18 protein-coding genes, 1 tRNA gene and 1 pseudogene are annotated in these 20,448 nt (G+C 40.0%); 12 read left to right on the top strand and 8 right to left on the bottom strand.

The window, feature by feature from the left end:
• Positions 1–11: 11 nt before the first annotated feature.
• A complete protein-coding gene (locus HWV02_RS15780; RefSeq protein WP_211676715.1) occupies positions 12–968 on the bottom strand; it encodes a MoxR family ATPase in 957 nt (318 codons plus the stop codon).
• Positions 969–1,322: 354 nt separating this feature from the next.
• Between HWV02_RS15780 and fadI the strand changes: the two genes are divergently transcribed.
• Positions 1,323–2,633, top strand: coding sequence for an acetyl-CoA C-acyltransferase FadI (gene fadI / locus HWV02_RS15775; protein WP_211676714.1), 1,311 nt, complete (start codon positions 1,323–1,325; stop codon positions 2,631–2,633).
• Positions 2,633–4,765: a fatty acid oxidation complex subunit alpha FadJ gene (fadJ, locus tag HWV02_RS15770; RefSeq protein ID WP_211676713.1), complete on the top strand. Its 2,133-nt coding sequence runs from the start codon at positions 2,633–2,635 to the stop codon at positions 4,763–4,765. The genes fadI and fadJ overlap by 1 nt, the downstream gene beginning before the upstream one ends.
• A 94-nt stretch (positions 4,766–4,859) precedes the next feature.
• Here fadJ and HWV02_RS15765 read toward each other — a convergent pair whose 3' ends face one another.
• From HWV02_RS15765 to nrdD, 4 genes are all read right to left on the bottom strand, one after another.
• Positions 4,860–5,306: a GspH/FimT family pseudopilin gene (locus HWV02_RS15765; protein ID WP_211676712.1), complete on the bottom strand. Its 447-nt coding sequence runs from the start codon at positions 5,304–5,306 to the stop codon at positions 4,860–4,862.
• Positions 5,307–5,432: 126 nt separating this feature from the next.
• Positions 5,433–7,430: an SDR family oxidoreductase gene (locus tag HWV02_RS15760; protein ID WP_211676711.1), complete on the bottom strand. Its 1,998-nt coding sequence runs from the start codon at positions 7,428–7,430 to the stop codon at positions 5,433–5,435.
• A gap of 832 nt (positions 7,431–8,262) precedes the next feature.
• A complete protein-coding gene (gene nrdG / locus HWV02_RS15755; protein ID WP_211676710.1) occupies positions 8,263–8,778 on the bottom strand; it encodes an anaerobic ribonucleoside-triphosphate reductase-activating protein in 516 nt (171 codons plus the stop codon).
• Between the two features lie 95 nt (positions 8,779–8,873).
• A complete protein-coding gene (nrdD, locus tag HWV02_RS15750; protein ID WP_211688645.1) occupies positions 8,874–11,009 on the bottom strand; it encodes an anaerobic ribonucleoside-triphosphate reductase in 2,136 nt (711 codons plus the stop codon).
• Between the two features lie 305 nt (positions 11,010–11,314).
• Between nrdD and HWV02_RS15745 the strand changes: the two genes are divergently transcribed.
• The 5 genes from HWV02_RS15745 to HWV02_RS15725 all read left to right on the top strand — a co-directional run bounded on the left by HWV02_RS15745 (position 11,315) and on the right by HWV02_RS15725 (position 14,557).
• A tRNA-Ser gene (locus HWV02_RS15745) sits at positions 11,315–11,405 on the top strand.
• A 148-nt stretch (positions 11,406–11,553) separates the two neighbouring features.
• Positions 11,554–12,069: a TlpA disulfide reductase family protein gene (locus HWV02_RS15740; protein WP_211688643.1), complete on the top strand. Its 516-nt coding sequence runs from the start codon at positions 11,554–11,556 to the stop codon at positions 12,067–12,069.
• A gap of 41 nt (positions 12,070–12,110) precedes the next feature.
• The gene (locus HWV02_RS15735) at positions 12,111–12,323 is read left to right on the top strand and encodes a DUF4266 domain-containing protein (protein WP_067044798.1); all 213 of its coding nucleotides are present in this window, start codon (positions 12,111–12,113) and stop codon (positions 12,321–12,323) included.
• Positions 12,314–13,576: a DUF3570 domain-containing protein gene (locus tag HWV02_RS15730; RefSeq protein WP_211688641.1), complete on the top strand. Its 1,263-nt coding sequence runs from the start codon at positions 12,314–12,316 to the stop codon at positions 13,574–13,576. The genes HWV02_RS15735 and HWV02_RS15730 overlap by 10 nt, the downstream gene beginning before the upstream one ends.
• A gap of 36 nt (positions 13,577–13,612) precedes the next feature.
• On the top strand, positions 13,613–14,557 hold the full coding sequence (locus HWV02_RS15725) for an FAD:protein FMN transferase (RefSeq protein ID WP_255550422.1): 945 nt from the start codon (positions 13,613–13,615) through the stop codon (positions 14,555–14,557).
• Here HWV02_RS15725 and HWV02_RS15720 read toward each other — a convergent pair.
• Entirely contained in the window at positions 14,554–15,510 is a 957-nt protein-coding gene (locus HWV02_RS15720; RefSeq protein WP_211688639.1) for a D-2-hydroxyacid dehydrogenase, read from the bottom strand. The two genes, HWV02_RS15725 and HWV02_RS15720, sit on opposite strands and share 4 nt — an antisense overlap.
• Positions 15,511–15,840: 330 nt before the next feature.
• Here HWV02_RS15720 and trpS point away from each other — a divergent pair, with 330 nt between their 5' ends.
• The 4 genes and pseudogenes from trpS to HWV02_RS15700 all read left to right on the top strand — a co-directional run bounded on the left by trpS (position 15,841) and on the right by HWV02_RS15700 (position 18,260).
• Positions 15,841–16,899, top strand: a complete 1,059-nt coding sequence (gene trpS, locus HWV02_RS15715; protein ID WP_211688637.1) for a tryptophan--tRNA ligase — start codon at positions 15,841–15,843, stop codon at positions 16,897–16,899.
• Positions 16,900–16,912: 13 nt separating this feature from the next.
• Positions 16,913–17,224, top strand: coding sequence for a cupin domain-containing protein (locus tag HWV02_RS15710; RefSeq protein WP_211672356.1), 312 nt, complete (start codon positions 16,913–16,915; stop codon positions 17,222–17,224).
• A gap of 13 nt (positions 17,225–17,237) precedes the next feature.
• Positions 17,238–17,822, top strand: a complete 585-nt coding sequence (locus HWV02_RS15705) for a dienelactone hydrolase family protein (protein WP_211688636.1) — start codon at positions 17,238–17,240, stop codon at positions 17,820–17,822.
• Between the two features lie 59 nt (positions 17,823–17,881).
• Positions 17,882–18,260 (top strand): annotated as a pseudogene (locus tag HWV02_RS15700) (GNAT family N-acetyltransferase).
• A 64-nt stretch (positions 18,261–18,324) separates the two neighbouring features.
• Here the strand turns inward: HWV02_RS15700 and HWV02_RS15695 are convergent.
• Positions 18,325–18,996 (bottom strand): LysE family translocator, encoded by a 672-nt coding sequence (locus tag HWV02_RS15695; RefSeq protein ID WP_211676700.1) that lies wholly within the window; start codon positions 18,994–18,996, stop codon positions 18,325–18,327.
• A 240-nt stretch (positions 18,997–19,236) separates the two neighbouring features.
• Between HWV02_RS15695 and HWV02_RS15690 the strand changes: the two genes are divergently transcribed.
• Positions 19,237–19,581 carry a hypothetical protein gene (locus HWV02_RS15690; protein WP_211676699.1) on the top strand — a complete coding sequence of 115 codons (345 nt, stop codon included), beginning with the start codon at positions 19,237–19,239 and terminating at the stop codon, positions 19,579–19,581.
• Here the strand turns inward: HWV02_RS15690 and HWV02_RS15685 are convergent, their stop codons facing one another.
• Complete coding sequence (locus HWV02_RS15685; RefSeq protein ID WP_211676698.1) at positions 19,582–20,409, bottom strand: AraC family transcriptional regulator; 828 nt, start codon at positions 20,407–20,409, stop codon at positions 19,582–19,584. It lies immediately after the preceding gene.
• Positions 20,410–20,448: the final 39 nt, after the last annotated feature.

The following is a 20,448-nucleotide window of genomic DNA, read 5'->3' as shown; positions in this document are numbered from 1 at the left end:
ACTAACTCTGTTTACGAAAATGCAATTAATGACAAGATACGGTCAATAACTTGGTTTGCAGTAATGCCGTCCGCTTCCGCTTCAAAGCTCAGTAGTAAGCGATGACGTAGGATAGGGTAGAGGCAGGTTTGGATATCTTCGGGTAATACATGATCACGGCCGTGTAACCAAGCGCGAGCACGTACACAACGGGCAAGAGAGATCGTCGCTCGTGGACTTGCACCAAAGTTGATCCAACTGGCGAGTTGAGAATCTAAGGTATCAGGATTTCGTGTGGCCATAATCAAATCGACAAGGTAATGCTCGAGGGCTGGTGCAAGGTGAATATTAAGTACTTCTTCTCGCGCTTGCATGATCGCTTGTTGACTGATTTTTGTAATTGGTGTGGGCGCGTCTTGCTGTGCTTCTTGTGTGGTTAAACGCAAAATTTGTAATTCAGTGTCTTTATCTGGGTAGTCAATTTCTAGATGTAGCATGAAACGGTCGAGCTGTGCTTCGGGTAATGGGTACGTACCTTCTTGCTCAATTGGGTTCTGCGTTGCCATTACCATAAATAGCTTTGGTAATAACATGGTTTTGTTGCCAACTGTTATCTGCTGCTCGGCCATAGCTTCTAGCAGCGCAGACTGTACCTTAGCAGGTGCACGGTTAATCTCGTCCGCAAGCACAATATTGTGGAACAGAGGACCGGGTTGAAAATCAAAGGTGCCGGTTTCGGCGCGATAGATATCAGTCCCTGTTAAATCTGCAGGCAGTAAGTCGGGTGTAAACTGAATACGATGGAAGTTGGCTTCTAAACTATCGGCAAGTGCTTTAACTGCACGAGTCTTGGCCAATCCGGGTGGACCTTCTACTAAGATGTGACCATCTGCTAGAAGCGCGATTAATAAATTGTCGACAAGTTTTGCTTGCCCAAGAATTTGGCTGTTAAGATAGCCTCTTAATTGATTAAAGTTTGATTTTGGCATAATTATCTATCGTATAAAGTTAATATAAACACTACTTTACCGACAATACGTTGACTGTAAAAGTTCAAACTTATTTTATATAAAGATTTTATAAAATGTTTTTACAGAACTTTACTGGTAATGACTATTTTATAGTGCGGATGGTGAGTAATATATCTACAGATGTTTTGTCTTTAGGTTGATATGACTACTATTTAGCATTATTTTTTCACACGATATTTTCTTTTGGATCACATATCTAAGATGAAAGACTCAATTTTCAAACTAATGTTTGAATATTGTGACCAAAAGGTTAATATTGACTTAATTTTATGAGGTCTGACCTCTTTTTACTTAACGGAATGAGGATAAGTGATGGCTAAACCACAAAGCCTAACCACCCGCAACGGCGATCGTATCGCGGTGGTCACTGGATTACGTACCCCGTTTGCTAAACAAGCAACAGCGTTTCATGGGGTTCCAGCATTAGATTTAGGCAAAATGGTTGTTAATGAGATGCTTACTCGTAACGACATTGACCCTAAAATTATTCAGCAAGTTGTATTTGGACAAGTTGTTCAAATGCCTGAAGCGCCAAACATTGCGCGTGAAATCGTATTAGGCACTGGCATGGACATCGGCACCGATGCATACAGTGTATCACGTGCATGTGCGACAAGTTTCCAAGCTATTTCAAATGTTACCGAGTCTATCATGGCTGGTTCGATTGACTGTGGTGTTGCTGGTGGTGCAGATTCATCTTCAGTAGTGCCAATTGGCGTATCTAAAAAGCTTGCTCATCAGTTAATTAACTTAAGCAAAGCAAAAACGACTAGCGATAAATTAAAAATTGCGCGTCAACTAAGCTTGAAAGATTTACTGCCTGTTGCACCTGCGGTTGCTGAGTACAGTACGGGTTTGACTATGGGTCAGACAGCAGAACAAATGGCTAAGTCTTATAACATCTCGCGTCAAGCGCAGGATGAACTTGCTCATCGTTCTCACTCTCTCGCCGCTAAAGCTTGGGAAGAAGGTAAGTTAAAAGATGAAGTCATGACGGCTTATCCTGAGCCGATGAAGTCATTTATTTCTGAAGATAACAACATTCGTAAAAATTCAACAGTTGAAGGTTACGCGAAACTACGTCCTGCATTTGACCGTAAACACGGTACTGTAACTGCGGCAACAAGTACGCCACTAACAGATGGTGCTGCTGCGGTACTATTAATGAGTGAAAGCCGCGCGAAAGAACTTGGTCTAGAAGTACTAGGTTATATTCGCAGTTATGCTTATGCTGCAGTGCCTGCTGATGTTGATGGTCTAATTGGTCCATCATATGCGATACCTGAAGCGTTAGACCGTGCAGGTATTAAATTTGACGACTTAGCGCTATTTGATATGCATGAAGCATTTGCCGCACAGACATTAGCAAACCTAAAATGTTTAGAGTCAGATACGTTTGCACAGGAAAAATTAGGTCGTCCAGAGCGCGTTGCTAATATCGATGAGAGTAAGTTTAACGTACTGGGTGGTTCACTTGCATATGGTCACCCATTTGCAGCGACTGGCGCACGTATGATCACGCAAACATTGCATGAATTGAAACGTCGTGGTGGTGGTCTAGGGTTAACGGCGGCATGTGCTGCTGGTGGTCTAGGTGTAGCAATGATTGTGGAGAGTGCGTAATGAGTCAGCAAGATAAAACATTTTCACTTGAGATCCGTGAAGATAAGATTGGCGTTCTAACAATGGACGTACCCGGCGAAACGATGAACACTTTACGTGCAGAGTTCGCTGATGAAATTTCTGATTTGATGAAAGAGATTAAATCAAATTCAGATCTACAAGGTCTAGTACTGATCAGTGGCAAGAAAGACAGCTTTGTTGCTGGTGCTGACGTGACTATGATTGATGCGTGTGAAACGGCTGCAGATGCAGAGCTGTTATCACTTGAAGGCCACCGTGTTATGGGTGAACTGGAATCATTAAATATTCCTGTTGTTGCAGCTATTCACGGCCCTTGTTTGGGTGGTGGTTTAGAACTTGCTCTTGCTTGTCATATCCGTGTTTGTACAGAAAGTACAAAGACAGTATTAGGTGTACCTGAAGTGATGCTAGGTCTATTACCTGGTAGTGGTGGTACACAACGTCTACCACGTCTAATTGGTGTGGCTAAGTCTCTTGATTTGATGTTAACAGGTAAACAAGTACGTGGTAAACAAGCGCTTAAAATGGGTCTTGTTGACGATGTAGTGCCTGAAACAGTACTTCTTGAAGTGGCTGTTAAGCTAGCGAAAAAAGGTAAGATCCAGCGTAAACTAACACTAGATCTGACTGGTAAGCTATTAGAAACAAACAAAGTTGGTCGTAACATCATGTTCGATCAAGCTAAAAAACAAACGCTTTCTAAAACCCGTGGCAACTATCCTGCACCAGAAGCAATTCTAGAAGTGGTTAAAGTTGGTCAAGAAAAAGGTTTTGAAGCAGGTTTAAAACTTGAAGCAAAACGTTTTGCAGAGCTTGCAATGACATCTGAATCAGCATCACTGCGTGGCATTTTCTTTGCTACAACAGAGATGAAGAAAGAAGATGGTGTTGAAGGTGTTGCACCGAAGAAAGTGAAAAAAGCAATCGTACTTGGTGGCGGCTTAATGGGTGGCGGTATCGCTAACGTTACTGCAACAAAAGCGAAAGTACCTGTACGTATTAAAGATATCGCACCACAAGGTCTGCTTAACGCACAAAAATATACGTATGACATTCTAAACAAGAAAGTTAAACGTCGCTTTATGTCAAAAGCCGACATGCAAAGTCAACTGGCTATGATCACAGGTACAACTGAGTACACAGGTGTGAAGAGCGCTGATATTGTTGTTGAAGCTGTATTTGAAGATCTTAAATTGAAGCACCAAATGGTGGCAGATATTGAAGCTAATTGTAACGAAAATACTATTTTCGCATCAAACACGTCTTCTTTGCCTATTACTCAGATTGCTTCTGAAGCTAAGCGTCCTGAAAACGTAATTGGTCTGCATTACTTCAGCCCTGTGGACAAAATGCCACTTGCAGAGATCATTACGCATGAAGGTACGTCGGATCAAACTATTTCTACAACAGTTGAATTTGCCCGTAAACAAGGCAAAACACCTATCGTAGTTAAAGATGGAGCAGGTTTTTATGTAAACCGTATTCTTGCGCCTTACATGAATGAAGCTGCACGAATCATTTTAGAACAAGAACCTATTGAAGCCGTTGATAAAGCATTAGTTAACTTTGGTTTCCCAGTTGGTCCTGTAACACTTCTTGATGAAGTTGGTATCGATGTTGGTGCTAAGATCGGTCCAATCTTAACGAAAGAGCTAGGTAGCCGTTTTGAAGCGCCTGCTGCGTTCGATAAGCTATTGGCTGATGATCGTAAAGGTCGTAAGAACGAGAAAGGCTTCTATCTATACGGTAAGAAAGCGAAAAAAGGTAAGAAGCAAGTTGATGAATCAATCTACAAGCTATTCAACCTGAAACCTGAAGCTACAATGGATCCGAAAGCACTTGCTGAACGTGCTGTATTGTTAATGCTAAACGAAGCGGCACGTTGTCTTGATGAAGGTATCTTACGTAGTGCGCGTGATGGTGACATCGGTGCAATCTTCGGTATCGGCTTTCCTCCTTTCTTAGGCGGCCCATTCCATTATATGGATTCAATCGGTATTGCTGAACTTGTTGACAAGCTAGAGCGTCATCAAGATAAATACGGTGAGCGTTTTGCACCGTGTGAATCGCTTATAGCAATGGCAAAAGAAGATAAAAAATTCTATAACTAATTGCGTGATGCATTAGCTTATTAAATTTAAAAGCGGCGTTAGATGCAAATCTAACGCCGCTTTTTTGTTTTAAGTACACCCATTTAATACAAGATTAATGACTATCACCAGTTATTGGATTAACAGTCGTATCACCAGTAGCACTGACCGTAATATTAATACCTTTACCACCGGGATTGTAACGAATCGTATTATCTGCCGTGATAGTGCCGTTAGCGCGAAAGATAATGACAGAGGTGAGACCTGTAACTGATAAGTTTGAATCACTGCCAGTATCTATCGTTGTTCTATTAACGATTTCAGCTGTACTCGTTGCTAGGGTAAGAACATTATCTGCAGCTGTCATATACAGAGGACGGTTATGCGCAATTGCGGTGTTTTTAGCATAGCTAAGTGCGCTATTAATTAATGTGGTCGCGTCGTCTATACGGCTTTGTTGTATGGTGTTTTGGTAACTGGGAACGCCAATGCCAATGAGTATGGCAAAGATAGCGATTGTGATCATTAATTCGATGAGTGTGAAACCCAATGATTTTTTCATTCTTACACATCCTTGTTAAAGAAAACAATAGATTAACATGATAACAAGGATCAAAAAAGGGACCACTTTTAGTATATAGTGGTCCCTTTACATTATCTTATTAGAGTCTGTTTATGGCAGGTTAGATTACCAATGCACACCGCGCATGATAGCTGCAAATGCAACTTGCTCGGTACTTGCTTGTGTCGGTTTATCTTTGTCTTCTTCTTTGCCCTTCGCAGCAGCAGAATCATTAAACATACGGTAGCCGGTGTTCATGATGATCTCACTTACTTTAGGGAACAGTGAGTAAAGTACTTCAGACATAATACCGACTTTCGTTGCGATGCGTTTAGGCTTACGAATAATTGCTTGAGCAATTAAATCAGCCGCTTCTGACGGTGCAAGTGTAGGTACATTGTCATATACTTTTGTTGGACCAATCATAGGTGTACGCACTAACGGCATATTAATCGTCGTCATGTTTACGTTACGGTCAGAGAACTCTGATGCGGCACAGCGCGTAAAGGCATCAAGTGCTGCTTTTGATGCAACATAAGCAGAGAAACGCGGCGCATTTGTTAACACACCAATTGAAGATATGTTAATTACATGCCCTTGTTTACGTTCTAACATGCTAGGCGAGAAGCCCATGATTAAACGAATTGAGCCAAAGTAGTTTAACTGCATCGTTCTTTCGTAATCGTGGAAACGGTCAAATGATAAATCAATTGAACGACGGATTGAGCGACCTGCGTTATTGATTAATACATCAACACATTTATGTTCATCAAGCACTGACTTAACTAATTCATCACATGATTCCATGTTTGAAATATCACATGAATAGATGTGTGCTTCGCCACCAAGCTCTTGGATTTGCGCCTGTGTTGCTTCTAGTTTTGTGACATCACGTGCGACAAGGATTAATTTAGCGCCTGTTGGTGCGAGTTTTAATGCCGTTGCTTCACCAATACCAGAGCTTGCACCTGTGATGACAATTGTTTTACCACTCACATTACCTTTCAGGGTCATGTCATTGACTAGGTCATCATTTAGGTTACGCTCCCAATAATCCCATACCGCAGGTGCGTATGCGTCTAAGCGAGGCACTTTGATATTAGAACCTTCTAGAGCACGTGCTGTTTCACGGTCATCGAAGCTTGTTGGGTAGTTAAGGAAGTTCAATACGTCTTTTGGAATGCCAAGGTCATTTAATACCCCTTCAGTAAGCTGTTTTACTGCTGGTAAATGGGTGATTGCTTGACGAACTGAAGCCGGTAAGAAATTAGCGATTCTAGAATCAATTCGGAATGCCGTTTTTGGTGCGTTACCTGCTGTAGCGAAGATATTAAGTACTTCACCCACTTTAAATGGTTTTGGATCTACAAGGTGGAAGCAGTTACTGTGCACTTCTTCCTTGTGACTAATGTAGTCAATTGCATCTGCAACATAGTCGACAGGGACAATGTTCAGACGACGGCCTTCAACACCGATCATTGGCATCCATGTTGGAATTGTCTCACGGATCTTTTTCAATAGTTTGAAGAAATAGTATGGGCCATCTACTTTATCGATTTCACCTGTTTTAGAGTGACCAACAACCATTCCTGGACGATAAATACGGAAAGGAATTGAACATTCATCACGAACTACTTTTTCAGAAACATGTTTGGTGCGAAGATACGGATTCTCCATATTTTCAGCTTCTTCAAACATATCTTCGTAGAAAGTACCATTGAACAAGCCCGCTGCAGCAATAGAACTTACATGATGAAAGCTTTTTGCCTTCATATTTACAGATGCTTCAACAGCGTTGCGTGTACCTACAACATTCGCAGTTTCTTGTGATTCGGCATCGGCCTTCATGTCGTAGATTGCAGCAAGGTGGTAAACATTATCAATTTGGTCTGTGTGCTCTGCTAACCATTGCTCATCAATCCCTAAATTCGCTTTAGTGATATCACCAGTAACCATTTTGATACGACTTTTAACACTTTTATGCACTCGATCCTTTAATGCATTGAACTTGTGCTCTGAGCCTTGGCGAGTTAATACATAAACTAACGCATCTTCTCTTTCTACTAGACGTTCAATTAAGAATCGACCAATAAATCCTGTACCACCGGTAACTAAGTATTTCATTCCATTATCCTCAATTAAACTGTGTTTGCTTTTTGTTAAATAAAAACGACTTTTCGGTTTTATAGCAATGAGTGTGTATCACTTATGTAGTAGTAATATCATCGATTTGAAAATAAATGTCAATGATGTGCCCTTAACGTAACTGGATATTTAACTTTTCTAACAACAACTTGTCAGTATTTTATGACGCATTGTTAGGTTTTCGTGTTGGTAAGTTCTGTTAACTAAATATTAACGTTTAGTGTAAATACTCTTTTTTTTCAATTGTAATTATGATTCGTTTTTACAACGTAAAAGTTTACTTTCTTAGATGTTATTGACAAGTATTGACGTGTAAAATTAAAAATGATGATTGTTTTGGATGGTATATTCTAAATATTATTGCTAGCTATTATTTGGTGGTGGAGTATTAGCGTAAATTTGAACGTGATTATTTAAAGTCGTTAACTATCAGTGTATTAGGTGGGAGGTGTTGTGGTGTGTTCATTTGTAGGTAGATTGGTTTACTTTGACACTAATACTTTTGTGCTAAATGTTATAAAAGTTAACTGTTTCCGACCTAATTATTAATGATTTTAATGTGACTTAAGTCAAATAAAAATAGTTTTAGGTGACTTGTTTTGGTGAGGGATTTTGACCTTTCAATAGATATTACTAATTAAGTAATATCGTATAGTATGACTTTAGTATTAGAATATTTATTCCATAGTCCATATCTATCTCAAAAGTATTAAATTCTGAATTTGACCTTTTTACAATTTATAATTTTAAAATAGCAACTTTGGTGTTGATAGCGGTATCATCTTGGCGTGATTGATTTAATCATAGTCAATTAATCTTGGGGTTCGGCGATAGAGTATTCAAACTCACCAATTTTCTCACTTTTACTGATCGCGATAATGCGTTGATTTCGGCTACCTCGAAACTTTAATGCCGGATCGATTTGTTGTTGTTCGAATTTACCATCGATAAGGTAATCAATATAATGAACGACGGCCTTTTGTTGTGCAGTTAATTGCTCGATCGTGTAACCAGTCCATAGCCATATATCTTTCCCAACACATTCTCTTTTAACCCTTTTTACAAGTTTCAATATAGTTTCTAAGTTTGCTGGATAGAGGGGATCACCACCGCTTAAGCTTAATCCTCGACGGCGTATTCGTGTATCATTCAAATCATTAATTATCTTGTCTTCTATCTCTTGGTCGAATGGGGAACCATTGCGTGGAGACCAGGTCGATTGGTTATAGCAGCCTTTGCATTGGTGTTCACAACCACTGACAAATAAGGAGACCCTTGTACCTGGGCCATTGATGACATCAAGGTCAAAATATTGAGAGTAGTGCATCTTTACTCCTTAAACGCTAGCCAATAAGCAATTGGCTAGCTAGTTAATTAATCTGAATATGGTTTTATATAAATGTGTTATAAAAATTGAATGATTTATAAATGTTTAACGCGGCGTTTTACTTCTTCCTGTTTACCTTCATTAAAAGGACGTGCATCTGGACTGCCTAAATAACCACATACGCGACGGGTAACAGATACCTTTGCAATATCGTTATTTCCGCATTTAGGGCAGGTGAACCCTCTACTGGTACATTCGAACTCACCGGTATAGTCACACTCGTAACATTCATCAATAGGTGTATTAGTACCGTAATAAGGAACGCGTGAATAGCTGTAATCCCAAACGTTTTCTAATGCCTCAATGTTGTGCTGCATATTCGGGTATTCACCGTAGCAGATAAAACCACCACTACTAATAGCAGGATAGGGCATCTCAAAATCTATTTTGTCGTATGGATTAACTTGTTTTTCTACATCCAGATGGAAGCTATTAGTATAATAACCTTTATCTGTCACATCCGTGATATTACCAAAGGTGATTTTGTCTAATTTAGCAAAACGGCTACACAGATTTTCACTCGGTGTTGCATACAAACTAAATGCGTAACCAGTTTCAGCTGTCCACAGCTCTGTAATAGCTTTCATATGGGTAAGCATGGCAATGGATTTCTGTTGCAATGTTTTACTATCAAAAGGGTGTGTTTGATTGCCAAATAGTGCATTGATTGCTTCGTGTAAACCTATGTAGCCTAAAGAAATAGATGCACGACCATGTTTGAAAATTTCTAATACGTCATCATTTTCTTGCAGACGAACACCGCAAGCTCCTTCCATATACAAGATTGGCGCAACACGCGCTTTGACACCTTTAAGGCGAGATATACGAGTTTCCAGCGCGCGTTTACATAGGATTAAGCGTTCATCGAGTAATTGATAGAATCGCGATTCATCACCGCTTGCTTGAATGGCGATACGCGGTAAATTAAGGCTGACAACACCTAAGTTATTACGGCCTTCATGTACTAATTCACCTTGCTCTTCATAGTTTCCTAAGAAACTACGGCAACCCATAGGTGTCTTAAATGAACCTGTCACTTTGACTACTTGGTCGTAATTTAAAATATCTGGATACATACGTTTACTTGCACACTCAAGCGCAAGCTGCTTAATATCGTAGTTTTCATCGGCAGATTTATGGTTTAAACCATCTTTGATCGCAAAGACCAGTTTTGGAAAAACAGCGGTTTTATGATTCTTGCCTAAACCCGCAATACGGTTTTTAAGGATTGACTGTTGGATCAAGCGAGCTTCCCAACTTGTACCTAAACCAAAACCAAAAGTCACAAAAGGTGTTTGCCCGTTAGCTGTATGTAAGGTATTTACTTCGTATTCTAACGACTGGAATGCATCGTAACATTCTTTTTCAGTGCGTGAACGAGCAAACTCTTCTTTATTAGGGATCGCCCACTCTTCAGCTAAAATTGTGTTTTTGTTAAAACTTGCGGTGACATATGGCGCTAAAATCTCATCAATACGGTTGATTGTGGTACCACCATAAATATGGCTAGCCACTTGTGCAATAATCTGTGCGGTGACTGCCGTTGCCGTAGTAATGGATTTAGGTGTTTCAATCTCAGCGTTACCCATTTTAAAGCCATGCGTTAACATGCCATCAAGGTCGATCAGCATACAGTTAAACATTGGGAAAAAAGGGGCGTAATCAAGATCATGATAATGAATATCGCCAGACTCATGCGCATGGACAATATCGCGTGGCAAGATATGCTGCTTGGCATAATGTTTCGCGACAATTCCCGCCAGTAAATCGCGCTGAGTAGGGATCACTTTGCTATCTTTATTGGCATTTTCATTAAGCAGTGATTCGTTACTTTGCTCAATAAGCCCTTTGATCTCATTGGTCAGAATGCTTTGCGTTTCACGGGCAATATCGCGCTGATGACGATACTCGATATAAGCGCGGGCAATGAGTTTGTTGCTTTCTTGCATCAACACATCTTCAACGGTGTTTTGAATCGTATGGATTTCGATTGCATGTTCACTGGATACATCTTGTTGGATCAGTATTTGATGAACCTTATTCGCCATTTCTGCCGCATAATGACGACTTTCTTGTTGCACTGATTTAGCCGCTGCGAAAATGGCGTTTTGTATGCATTGAATGTTAAAAGGCACACGACAACCATCTCGTTTAATGACAAATAGATCCACAAAATACTCCTTAAATAAACAATGACATTATACACCCACACTATATGTGGGTTAATTTTAAACATTAGACACAATATGTAGTGCATTAGGCTTTAAGTTTACTTTTTTTGTATTGATTTAGATCAAAAATTATTAAGGCTTCACTTGGATTTATCAGGACTGTATTGTCGATCAATAAACAAACTGGTTTTACTTGTAAGTTGCTTTTTAAGCGATATTTAAACGTAAAGTGAGCAGTGATATAGTGATGAGATAAAAAGCTTTACAAGTCCGGGAGCTTATTCTAATATCTGCTCCATTGCTGCGGAGGGGTGGCAGAGTGGCCGAATGCACTGGTCTTGAAAACCAGCAGGGGTTAATAGCTCCTCGAGAGTTCAAATCTCTCCTCCTCCGCCATCCATTCAAGAGAACGCTAATCGATTACTCGTTAAAAGTAGTCGGTTAGCGTTTTTTTATATCCCATTTTCGACATTTTTTTCACTAATCCTCTGCTAACTTCATTACTATAGCCGCACACTTACTCATCTTCTTGGGATCTAAGCTTATGAATCCATGTATCTATAATCGAATTCGTTCTTTTTTTATTGCCGTATCTGTTGTTACTAGTTTACTTTTTTCCACGACCATTTTTGCTGAAAATAAGGTTAGCCAAGCGCCGACATTTGTATTACCTGGTATCAATAATACCCAAGTGAACCTTGAAGACTACCGCGGAAAGGTAGTATTAGTTGATTTTTGGGCATCCTGGTGTACGCCCTGTATTCGTTCATTTCCGTGGATGGAAGAAATGGTTGAAAAGTACGGTGAAAAAGGCTTTGTAGTGATTGCGATTAATATGGATCAAGAATCTATTTTAGCGACCAAATTTTTGCAACGTTATCCAAACAAATTAACTATCGCATTTGATCCGCAAGGTGTTGTCGCTGAGCAGTATGAAATAATGGGATTGCCTAATTCGTTTATACTTAATAAGAAGGGCGAAATTGTGTATAAGCATATCGGCTTTAGATTGGCGGAGTTGGATAAATACGAAGCTGAGATCTTGTCGCTATTACCTTAGACCTAGCTGTTACTGGAGTTAATTAGTTGTGGAGATGCCTTATGAGACGGATTTTATTATTGGCTAGTGTATTGAGTTTAACTGCTTGCTCCTCACTCGGCGTTACACCTTGGGAACGAGACTTGTTAGCGAAACCAGAAATGCAGCTTGCAGATAACCCGATGGAAATAGGGTTTGACGACCACACTTATTTTAGTAAAGAAGGCTCTAGCGGTGGCGGTAATTTTGCTGGTGGGGGCTGTGGATGCAACTAAAAGGAAAAACCTTCACCAATATTTCGATAACGTTAGCAGCTGCCAGCTGTGCACTTGCTGCGCCTGTGACAGCTCAGCCGTCAGAATTAGGCAGTTGGGATGTTGATGCAGGTCTGTTGATTTATGCTGAGAGTGATCATCAAGTGCAAGCCTATGAGGGAGCACTTTCCCTCACTAAGCAAATTGATGACGAGCGCAGTATTAATCTTAAAGGCATTATTGATGTACTTACTGGCGCTTCACCTAATGGCGCGGTTACACAAAATAAAGCGCAAACATTTACCCGTCCGTCAGGTAATGGCAGTTATATTACGGCTGCAAGCGATACATCGATTGATGATACTTTTCATGATACGCGGGTTGCACTGAGTACCCAATACCAACAGCAGTTAAGTCGTCTTTGGTTGTATTCTGGCGGAGCATACCTGTCTAAAGAATATGATTACCTTGCCTTGTCGATCAATAGTGCGCTGGCGCGTGATTTTAATAATCGTAATACCACTGCATCTCTCGGTTTTTCTTATGCCTACGATACTATTGAACCAGAAGGCGGCATCCCAGATCCAGGTGTTTCGGTTGATGATCCTAACAACCGTTTAACGGACTCTGATACCAAGCAAACCCTTGATTTTCTATTTGGTTTAACGCAAGTGATTGATCGTCAAACATTGATGCAATTAAACTATTCGATTAGTGATGTGAATGGTTATCAAACTGACCCCTTTAAAATCTTGTCGGTGGTTGACAGTAATGGGTGGGCGAATGATTATGTTTATGAAAATCGCCCCGATCAGCGCACTAAGCAAAGTTTATTTTGGCGTACTAAATACAATATACAGCCATCTGGCCAAGTGCTTGATGTTAGTTATCGTTATTTTTGGGATGACTGGGGAATAACCTCACATACGATTGACAGTAAATGGCGAGTTCAACTTTCAAACCAACATTTTATTGAGCCACATCTCCGTTATTATTGCCAACAAGCGGCCGATTTTTATCGTGTCTATCTTGATGAAGGCCAGCCAGCTCCGGAATATATGACTGCTGATTATCGCTTGGGTGAGTTACAAACTTATACCGTCGGGCTTAAATACGGTTTACCTATTGCGGGTAATGAGTTCAGTGTGCGTCTTGAATATTATCTTACTCAGGTATCGGGTGATGATTCGTTGGCGAAAGGAGCTGGTATGGCGGGATTAGATATTTATCCAGATAAAAGTGCCATCATGCTGCAGAGCTTCTATCGTTTTTAATACCGTTTTTAATGTTTATATGAGCAGGTATAAGGTTTGAAAAAAGACGATCTATTAAACAAAGGCAGCGCTTTACAGCAAGGCGATACTTCAAAAAAAGCCTTTACCTTAAAACGAAAAGCAGGTTATTGGCTCGGTGAATTCACCGTCATGGCCAGTCCTTGTCAGATCTTATTAGATAACCTCGATGAAGCTCAAGCGGACAACCTTACTGCGCAAGCATATGCAGAAGCAAAGCGCATTGAACTAAAATACAGTCGTTTTCGTGATGACAATATTATTGCCCGCCTTAATAGCTCTGCTGATGAAACTATCTCGGTAGATGAAGAAACGACACGGCTTATTAATTTAGCTGATTTATGTTTTCAACTCAGCGATGGTTTATTTGATATCAGCTCTGGTGTATTGGGTAAACTCTGGCACTTTAAACAGCAAACTCAACTGCCCAGTGACGGAGGTATTAAAGCGCTGCTACCCAACATAGGTTGGCAAAAAGCAAGTTGGCACGCACCGTTATTACGTTTACCAAAAGGTATGCAAATCGACTTGGGTGGTATTGGTAAAGAATACGCGGTCGATAAAGTCGCTCGGCTATTGCAGCAACAAACCGATAACGCATTTTTGGTTAACTTTGGGGGGGATATTTATACCAATCAATTACGCAGTAATGGTGAAGCTTGGCAAGTCGCGATTGAAGATCCACAGCATCTTGGTGAAAGTAAGCTTATGGTTAGCTTAGTCCAAGGAGGCCTTGCAAGTAGTGGTAATAGTCAGCGCTATATTGAAGTCGATGGTCAACGTTATGGTCATATCCTCAACCCTAAGACTGGCTATCCTATTACTAGTGGCCCTGCTCAAGTGACTGTCTATGCCCAAAACTGTGTGCAAGCGGGGATGCTGGCAACCATTGCGTTATTACAAGGTGAGTTTGCTGAAGACTTCTTGAAAGCGCAAGATTGCCGATATTGGCTGTCTAACTAACGACACTGGTTTTGTGGTGTTCCTGCAATAAAGGCATTTATATTGGCAATAAGCTGGTTGGATAATGTCTGAATAGCAGAATCCGATCCCCAAGCGACATGCGGCGTTAATATAAGATTAGGCAGATGTGCATTAGCGATTAAGGGGTTACTGGTATCAGCAGGCTCTTGGGTAAATACATCAACACCTGCGCCAGCAATTTGTTGACTATATAATGCCTCCACTAACGCCTCCTCATCAACCAGACCACCACGTCCCGCGTTAATCAAAACGCTCGTACTCTTCATTAGCTTAAATTCGTCACTGCCGATGATATTGTGCGTTTGCTCTGCAAGTGGGCAATGCAGTGTCAGTACATCCGCTTGTTGTAAGACGAATTCAAATGGGCTGTAGCCTTCACGACACTCATTCGCACCTTTACGCTCAGCAAAAAGTACCGTCATGCCGACTGCTTTGGCCAACGCTGCAACAGCATTACCGAGACTACCTTTACCAATAATACCTATCGTAGAGCCCGCTATATCGGAAATGGGATGGCTAAAGAAGCAGAATTGTTTTTGCTGCTGCCAAACACCGGCTTGAATATCTTGATGGTAACCGACAAGATTTCGTTTTAGTGCAAACATCATGGCTAATACATGTTCAGGTACGGAGTTGGTGGCATAGCCTTGGATGTTACTGACGGTGATGTTGTGCTGGCGACAATAATCTAAATCAATGTTGTTGGTGCCAGTCGCCGCTACGGCAATCATTTTTAATTGTGGGCACTGACTTAATACCTGCATATTTAAAATGACTTTATTAGTAATGACAATGCTTGCATTTTGAAGCCGTTCAATCACTTGCTCCGATGTTGTTGTCGCATACTCATGCCATTGGCAATCAACATCAGGTTTAGGGATCGTAATGTGTTCTGGGATCGTAGAGCGGTCGAGAAAGACAATAGTATCCATGTAAACAAGTCCAATTTGATAGTTAAGATTAATGGTTAAGATTAATGGTTAAGATTGATAGTTAAGATTAATAATTAAGATTAATAATTAAGATTGATAGTTAAGATTAATAATTAAGGTTGAAAGTAGATTGAAATATCGCTTGCGCTAATTTTCGCAGGCTGATACTTTTAATACATGAAATTAAAACCTATTTTTACACATATCACAACATCTTGGTGGCACTCTCTTTTATAAGAGCGGTGTTGAATACTTTTGTTCACAGATCGCCGGATGGCAACTGATGAATAAAGTATGTATGTCTCCGGTAATCTATTTTGGAGATATACAATGGAAAATAACCTATCACTAGACTTAGACCAAACACCTAATTCAAGTCAAAATAACGCGACTAGAGAAAAGATCCTCACGGGTGATCGTGCAACGGGTTCTTTGCATCTCGGGCACTTTGTCGGTTCATTGCAGCAGCGTGTAAAGTTACAGTATCAATATGAGCAAACTATTTTAGTTGCTGACATGCAGGGGCTCACTGATAATGGTCATAATCCACAAAAAGTCTCGTCGAATATTTTAAATGTTGTCGCGGACTATCTTGCTGTCGGTATCGATCCATTAAAAACCACTATTTGTTTACAGTCCGCCATTCCAGCCTTGGCTGAACTCACAATGTATTACTCAAACTTAGTGTCTATTGCTCGTTTGGAGCGTAATCCGACGGTTAAAAATGAGATCAACAGTAAATCATTTGGCCGCTCTATTCCTGCTGGTTTCTTAACATACCCGATAAGTCAGGCCGCTGACATCACTGCATTTAAAGCCACATTAATACCAGTGGGGGAAGATCAATTACCAATGATCGAACAGACCAATGAAATCGTAAGAAAGCTAAATAACATTGCCCAACAAGAGATTTTGGTTGAGTGTAAGCCATTGTTAAGTAAAGTTTCACGTTTGCCTAGTGTCGATGGTAAAAGTAAAATGTCTAAATCCATGGGTAACACCATTATGCTAAGTTCGAGTGAAAAGGAGATCTCCAAAGCGGTTAAAGCCATGTATACCGATCCGAATCATTTACGCGTGATCGATCCGGGACAAGTTGAAGGGAATGTGGTATTTACTTATTTAGATGCATTCCATCAAGATCAGGTGTACGTTGCTAATTTAAAAGAACAATATACAGCTGGTGGATTGGGTGATGGCACTGTGAAGACAATTTTGGAAGAATGCTTACAGGATTTATTAAAACCAATCCGACAGCGTAGAGCTGAGTTTGTCGCTGATCGTTCGCAGCTTATTTCTATTTTGAAAGCAGGAACAGAACGTTCTCAAGATGAATCTAATGATGTATTACGGCAGGTGAAAAGTGCATTTGGCTTAAACCTATTTTAAAAGGATTGTTAAAATGAATAATATTTTTGATTCGATACCCGCAGACCTCAGCAGTGAAGTATTTGAAGATTTGGTCACGAGTGACAAGGTTAAAATTGAGCGAATTATCTCAAAAGGGCACTCGTCACCTGATGTCGGTTGGTATGACCAAGAGCAGAGTGAATGGGTGATCGTTATTGCAGGTAGTGCAATTATTGGTTTTGATGATAAGCCCTCTGTTACGCTGAAGGCGGGTGATTATCTGAATATTCCAGCGCATCAAAAACATAAAGTTGCGTGGACGGACCCTGATGTGGAAACGGTTTGGTTGGCTGTATTTTATTGATGGACGATAGCGCATGCAAATAATTATAATGACAGATATTTTTGGTCTGACAACTGATATCGATTTACTTGCTGTGTCACTCTCAACCGAGTTGACAAGGGTAACGGTAATTGATCCTTACGAGGGTTATAAACAAACATTCATTAATGAGCAAGCCGCTTACGATACGTTCATGACTCAATGTGGTCATGAGCGGTATATTTCAGCTGTAGCATCAGCGATTGCACTATCAGAAGATGAGGTGGTATTACTAGGTTTTAGTGCTGGCGCATCTGCCGCTTGGAAAGCCATCGACCGACACTCAAATCCATTAATCAAACATTGCATTGGTTTCTATCCGAGTCAGATCAGAAACCATCTGGATGTAATCCCTTGCTGCCCTGTGACATTAGTATTTCCTTGTGAAGAGAAGCACTTTGAGGTTGATAATATACTCTCAGCCCTAGCATCTCTAAAACAAGTCCACTGTATTAAAACCAGTTTTTATCATGGTTTTATGAATTCATTATCAGAGAATTATTCATTAAGCGCGGCTACATTTTTTACTGACAAAATACGTAATAAAATTAAATTGGATAACATAGGTATACTAAATTAAGTTGTTGATGTTAAGGCACTTATTACTTTGTTGTTAGTTAATTATAAAGGATAGTCGAAATGGAAATTCGTATAGATGATTTAAAAGGTAAAGAAGTTGCCCTTTTATTACAAGAGCATCATGAAGACATGCTAGAGCATACCCCTGCTGAAAGTGTACACGCGTTAGATTTAACCGGATTAAAAGTGCCTGAAGTGACTTTTTGGAGTGCGTGGATTGATGGTGATCTTGCCGGCTGTGGTGCGATGAAAGTAATCGGGGCGGGTCATGTTGAGATAAAATCAAGGTATTACTACTGTTAGCTTAGAAACGGGTACACCTGATTCGTTTATACCTGCTCAAAAATTATATCGAGATTTTGGCTTTAATGAATGTGCCCCTTTTGCTGATTATCGTGAAGATCCGTACAGCTTATATATGACTAAAGAACTCGGTTGATGATTTAGCAGCCTTGAGCATATCCCGGTATGCCCAAGTTACGGTCAAGGCGCTAAGTTTCAATCTAAATAGCGCTTTCACTAAGTACCATAACGCCTTCAAGCAAGTTATACATAATTGCACTTGATACAGCCATAAACAGCAGCCCGGTGAACAAGTTGATTGCTGGCGCTGCCTTTTGTACACGTTGCTGGATCATCGGTTTTGATAAAATCAATGCGATAAGGATAAACCAAATCAAGGATAATCCTAACATGATGACTGTTGCTGATAGCTTAGTGAGAAAGCTAACATCAGGGGTGATCATGGCTGAGAATAAAATAATAAAAAACACCATCGCTTTGGGGTTTAACAGGTTAGTCCAAAGCCCTTGCATGAAGCCTTGTTTTGGCGTTAATTGATTTAATTTAAATGGGCTATTATCCACTGATACTTTTGCTTTCCAATGTTGCAGCGATCCTTTTACCGCACTAAATCCCATCCATGCTAAATAACCTGCGCCAACCATTTGCACAATGGTATACAGAGTTTGTGAGCTTTTAATAATCAGACTAACCCCAGTTAAACTTAAGATTGTATGAATTAAAATAGCCATTGAAATACCAACCGCAGAGGCAATAGCAGTACTTCTTGATTCTTGACTTGCAAGTCTGACAACTAAAGCAAAATCAGGACCTGGGCTAGCTAAGGCAACAGCGTGAATAATAGCGAGTGATAACAACAGTTCGATGTTCATTGATAAATCCTTAAACGTAAATTCTGTCGCTATTTTGCTAGTTGAAGAGCGAGGATTATAGGAAAAAATTGCAGAGTCGGTACCTGTCTTGATTAATCAACATAATAATAGCTTGTTAATACATCTAAATTAGTTATGTCTATTTGTGATGATGATCAAGTTAATTAATCAATATTATATCAAATGATAATGAATCTCATTATCATCGGGGTCTGTTAGGGAAAATAATGGATATCAGTAATGACTAATACGACAAGATGTAAATTAGACAAAGAGGAATTGGAAACCAACACAAGTATTTGTGAGGGATGTAATAATGACAGTGCAAATGAACCCTCTCGTGAAGACCGTCGACAATTAATGCTTCAATATTCTTTTATTATTTTTGGCTTATTATCTATACCTCTCATGTTAATTAATGATTGGCTAGGCTGGATTGATATTAAGAGAGAATGGTCAACATACTTTTTTGGTTATATTGTGCTGTCTTCATCGGTCATATTTATCTCATTGATCACCTTCTTATGTTGGAATAAATTTGTGAACACTGAAAAATGTGAGGGCGGTACTCGTGCAGTCAAATAACTAAAGTACACGACGTTGAAAGTGGGATGGGGTAATAAGGTAAGCATTCTTGAACGCTTTATTAAAATGGCTTTGATCGAAAAAACCAACCTGATAAGCAACATCAGACAAGTTACCGCCTTTCATTAACGCCTTTTTCGCATACTCTAATCGTACTCTTTTTAAATATGCATGCGGTGTTATTCCCATCGACTGTTTAAACTGACGTAGAAATTGAAATTTACTTAAATCAAGTTGCTGTGCTAACTCATCTAACTGAAATGACTGTCCGGGTTCATCGTGGAATAGCGTTTTAATATAATCTAGCTGTTGCCTTGATAGCTGCTTGATTGATACGTGCTGCTGTGTCGGGATCCCACCATTGTGGATAAACAATTCTGTGATGAACGCCATCATAGTTGTTTCTATCTGTAGCTGAACAGAAGCATCTTGCTCTGTGGTTAAGAGCTTATGTAAGTGTAAGAAGGCATGCGATAGCGTCGGATTGTTGATCAGTGGTGCATTAAAAAAGGTTTCAGCCTGATTCATTTCTCGGCTAATTTCGTTAACATAATTAACTGGTAATGCCATGACATGTGATTGATAACCACCAAGCGTAATGTTCTCGCCATTGTGTGCTTCGTCTGGGTTTAGCGTAGATAGAAAACCAGGTGCAAGGTGATATTCTTTACCCTTATGCAGATATTGTTGGCAACCACTCGTTACGATACCAATGTGATAATCAAGATGAATGTGCGGTTCGAAAGAAAAGTTTTCAACATTCGCTGAGCTTAGTTCTATATTGGGTAATACAGGGTTATGCCAGTATTCAATTTTTTCTTGTCCCATCGTGTTTACCTATATTACCAAGCTACATCACCTTAATCT

Origin of the sequence: Moritella sp. 28, from assembly GCF_018219435.1 — a bacterium.
Taxonomy (GTDB): domain Bacteria; phylum Pseudomonadota; class Gammaproteobacteria; order Enterobacterales; family Moritellaceae; genus Moritella.
The sequence above is the reverse complement of the archived record's forward strand: the minus strand, read 5'-3'. Positions and strand labels throughout refer to the sequence as shown.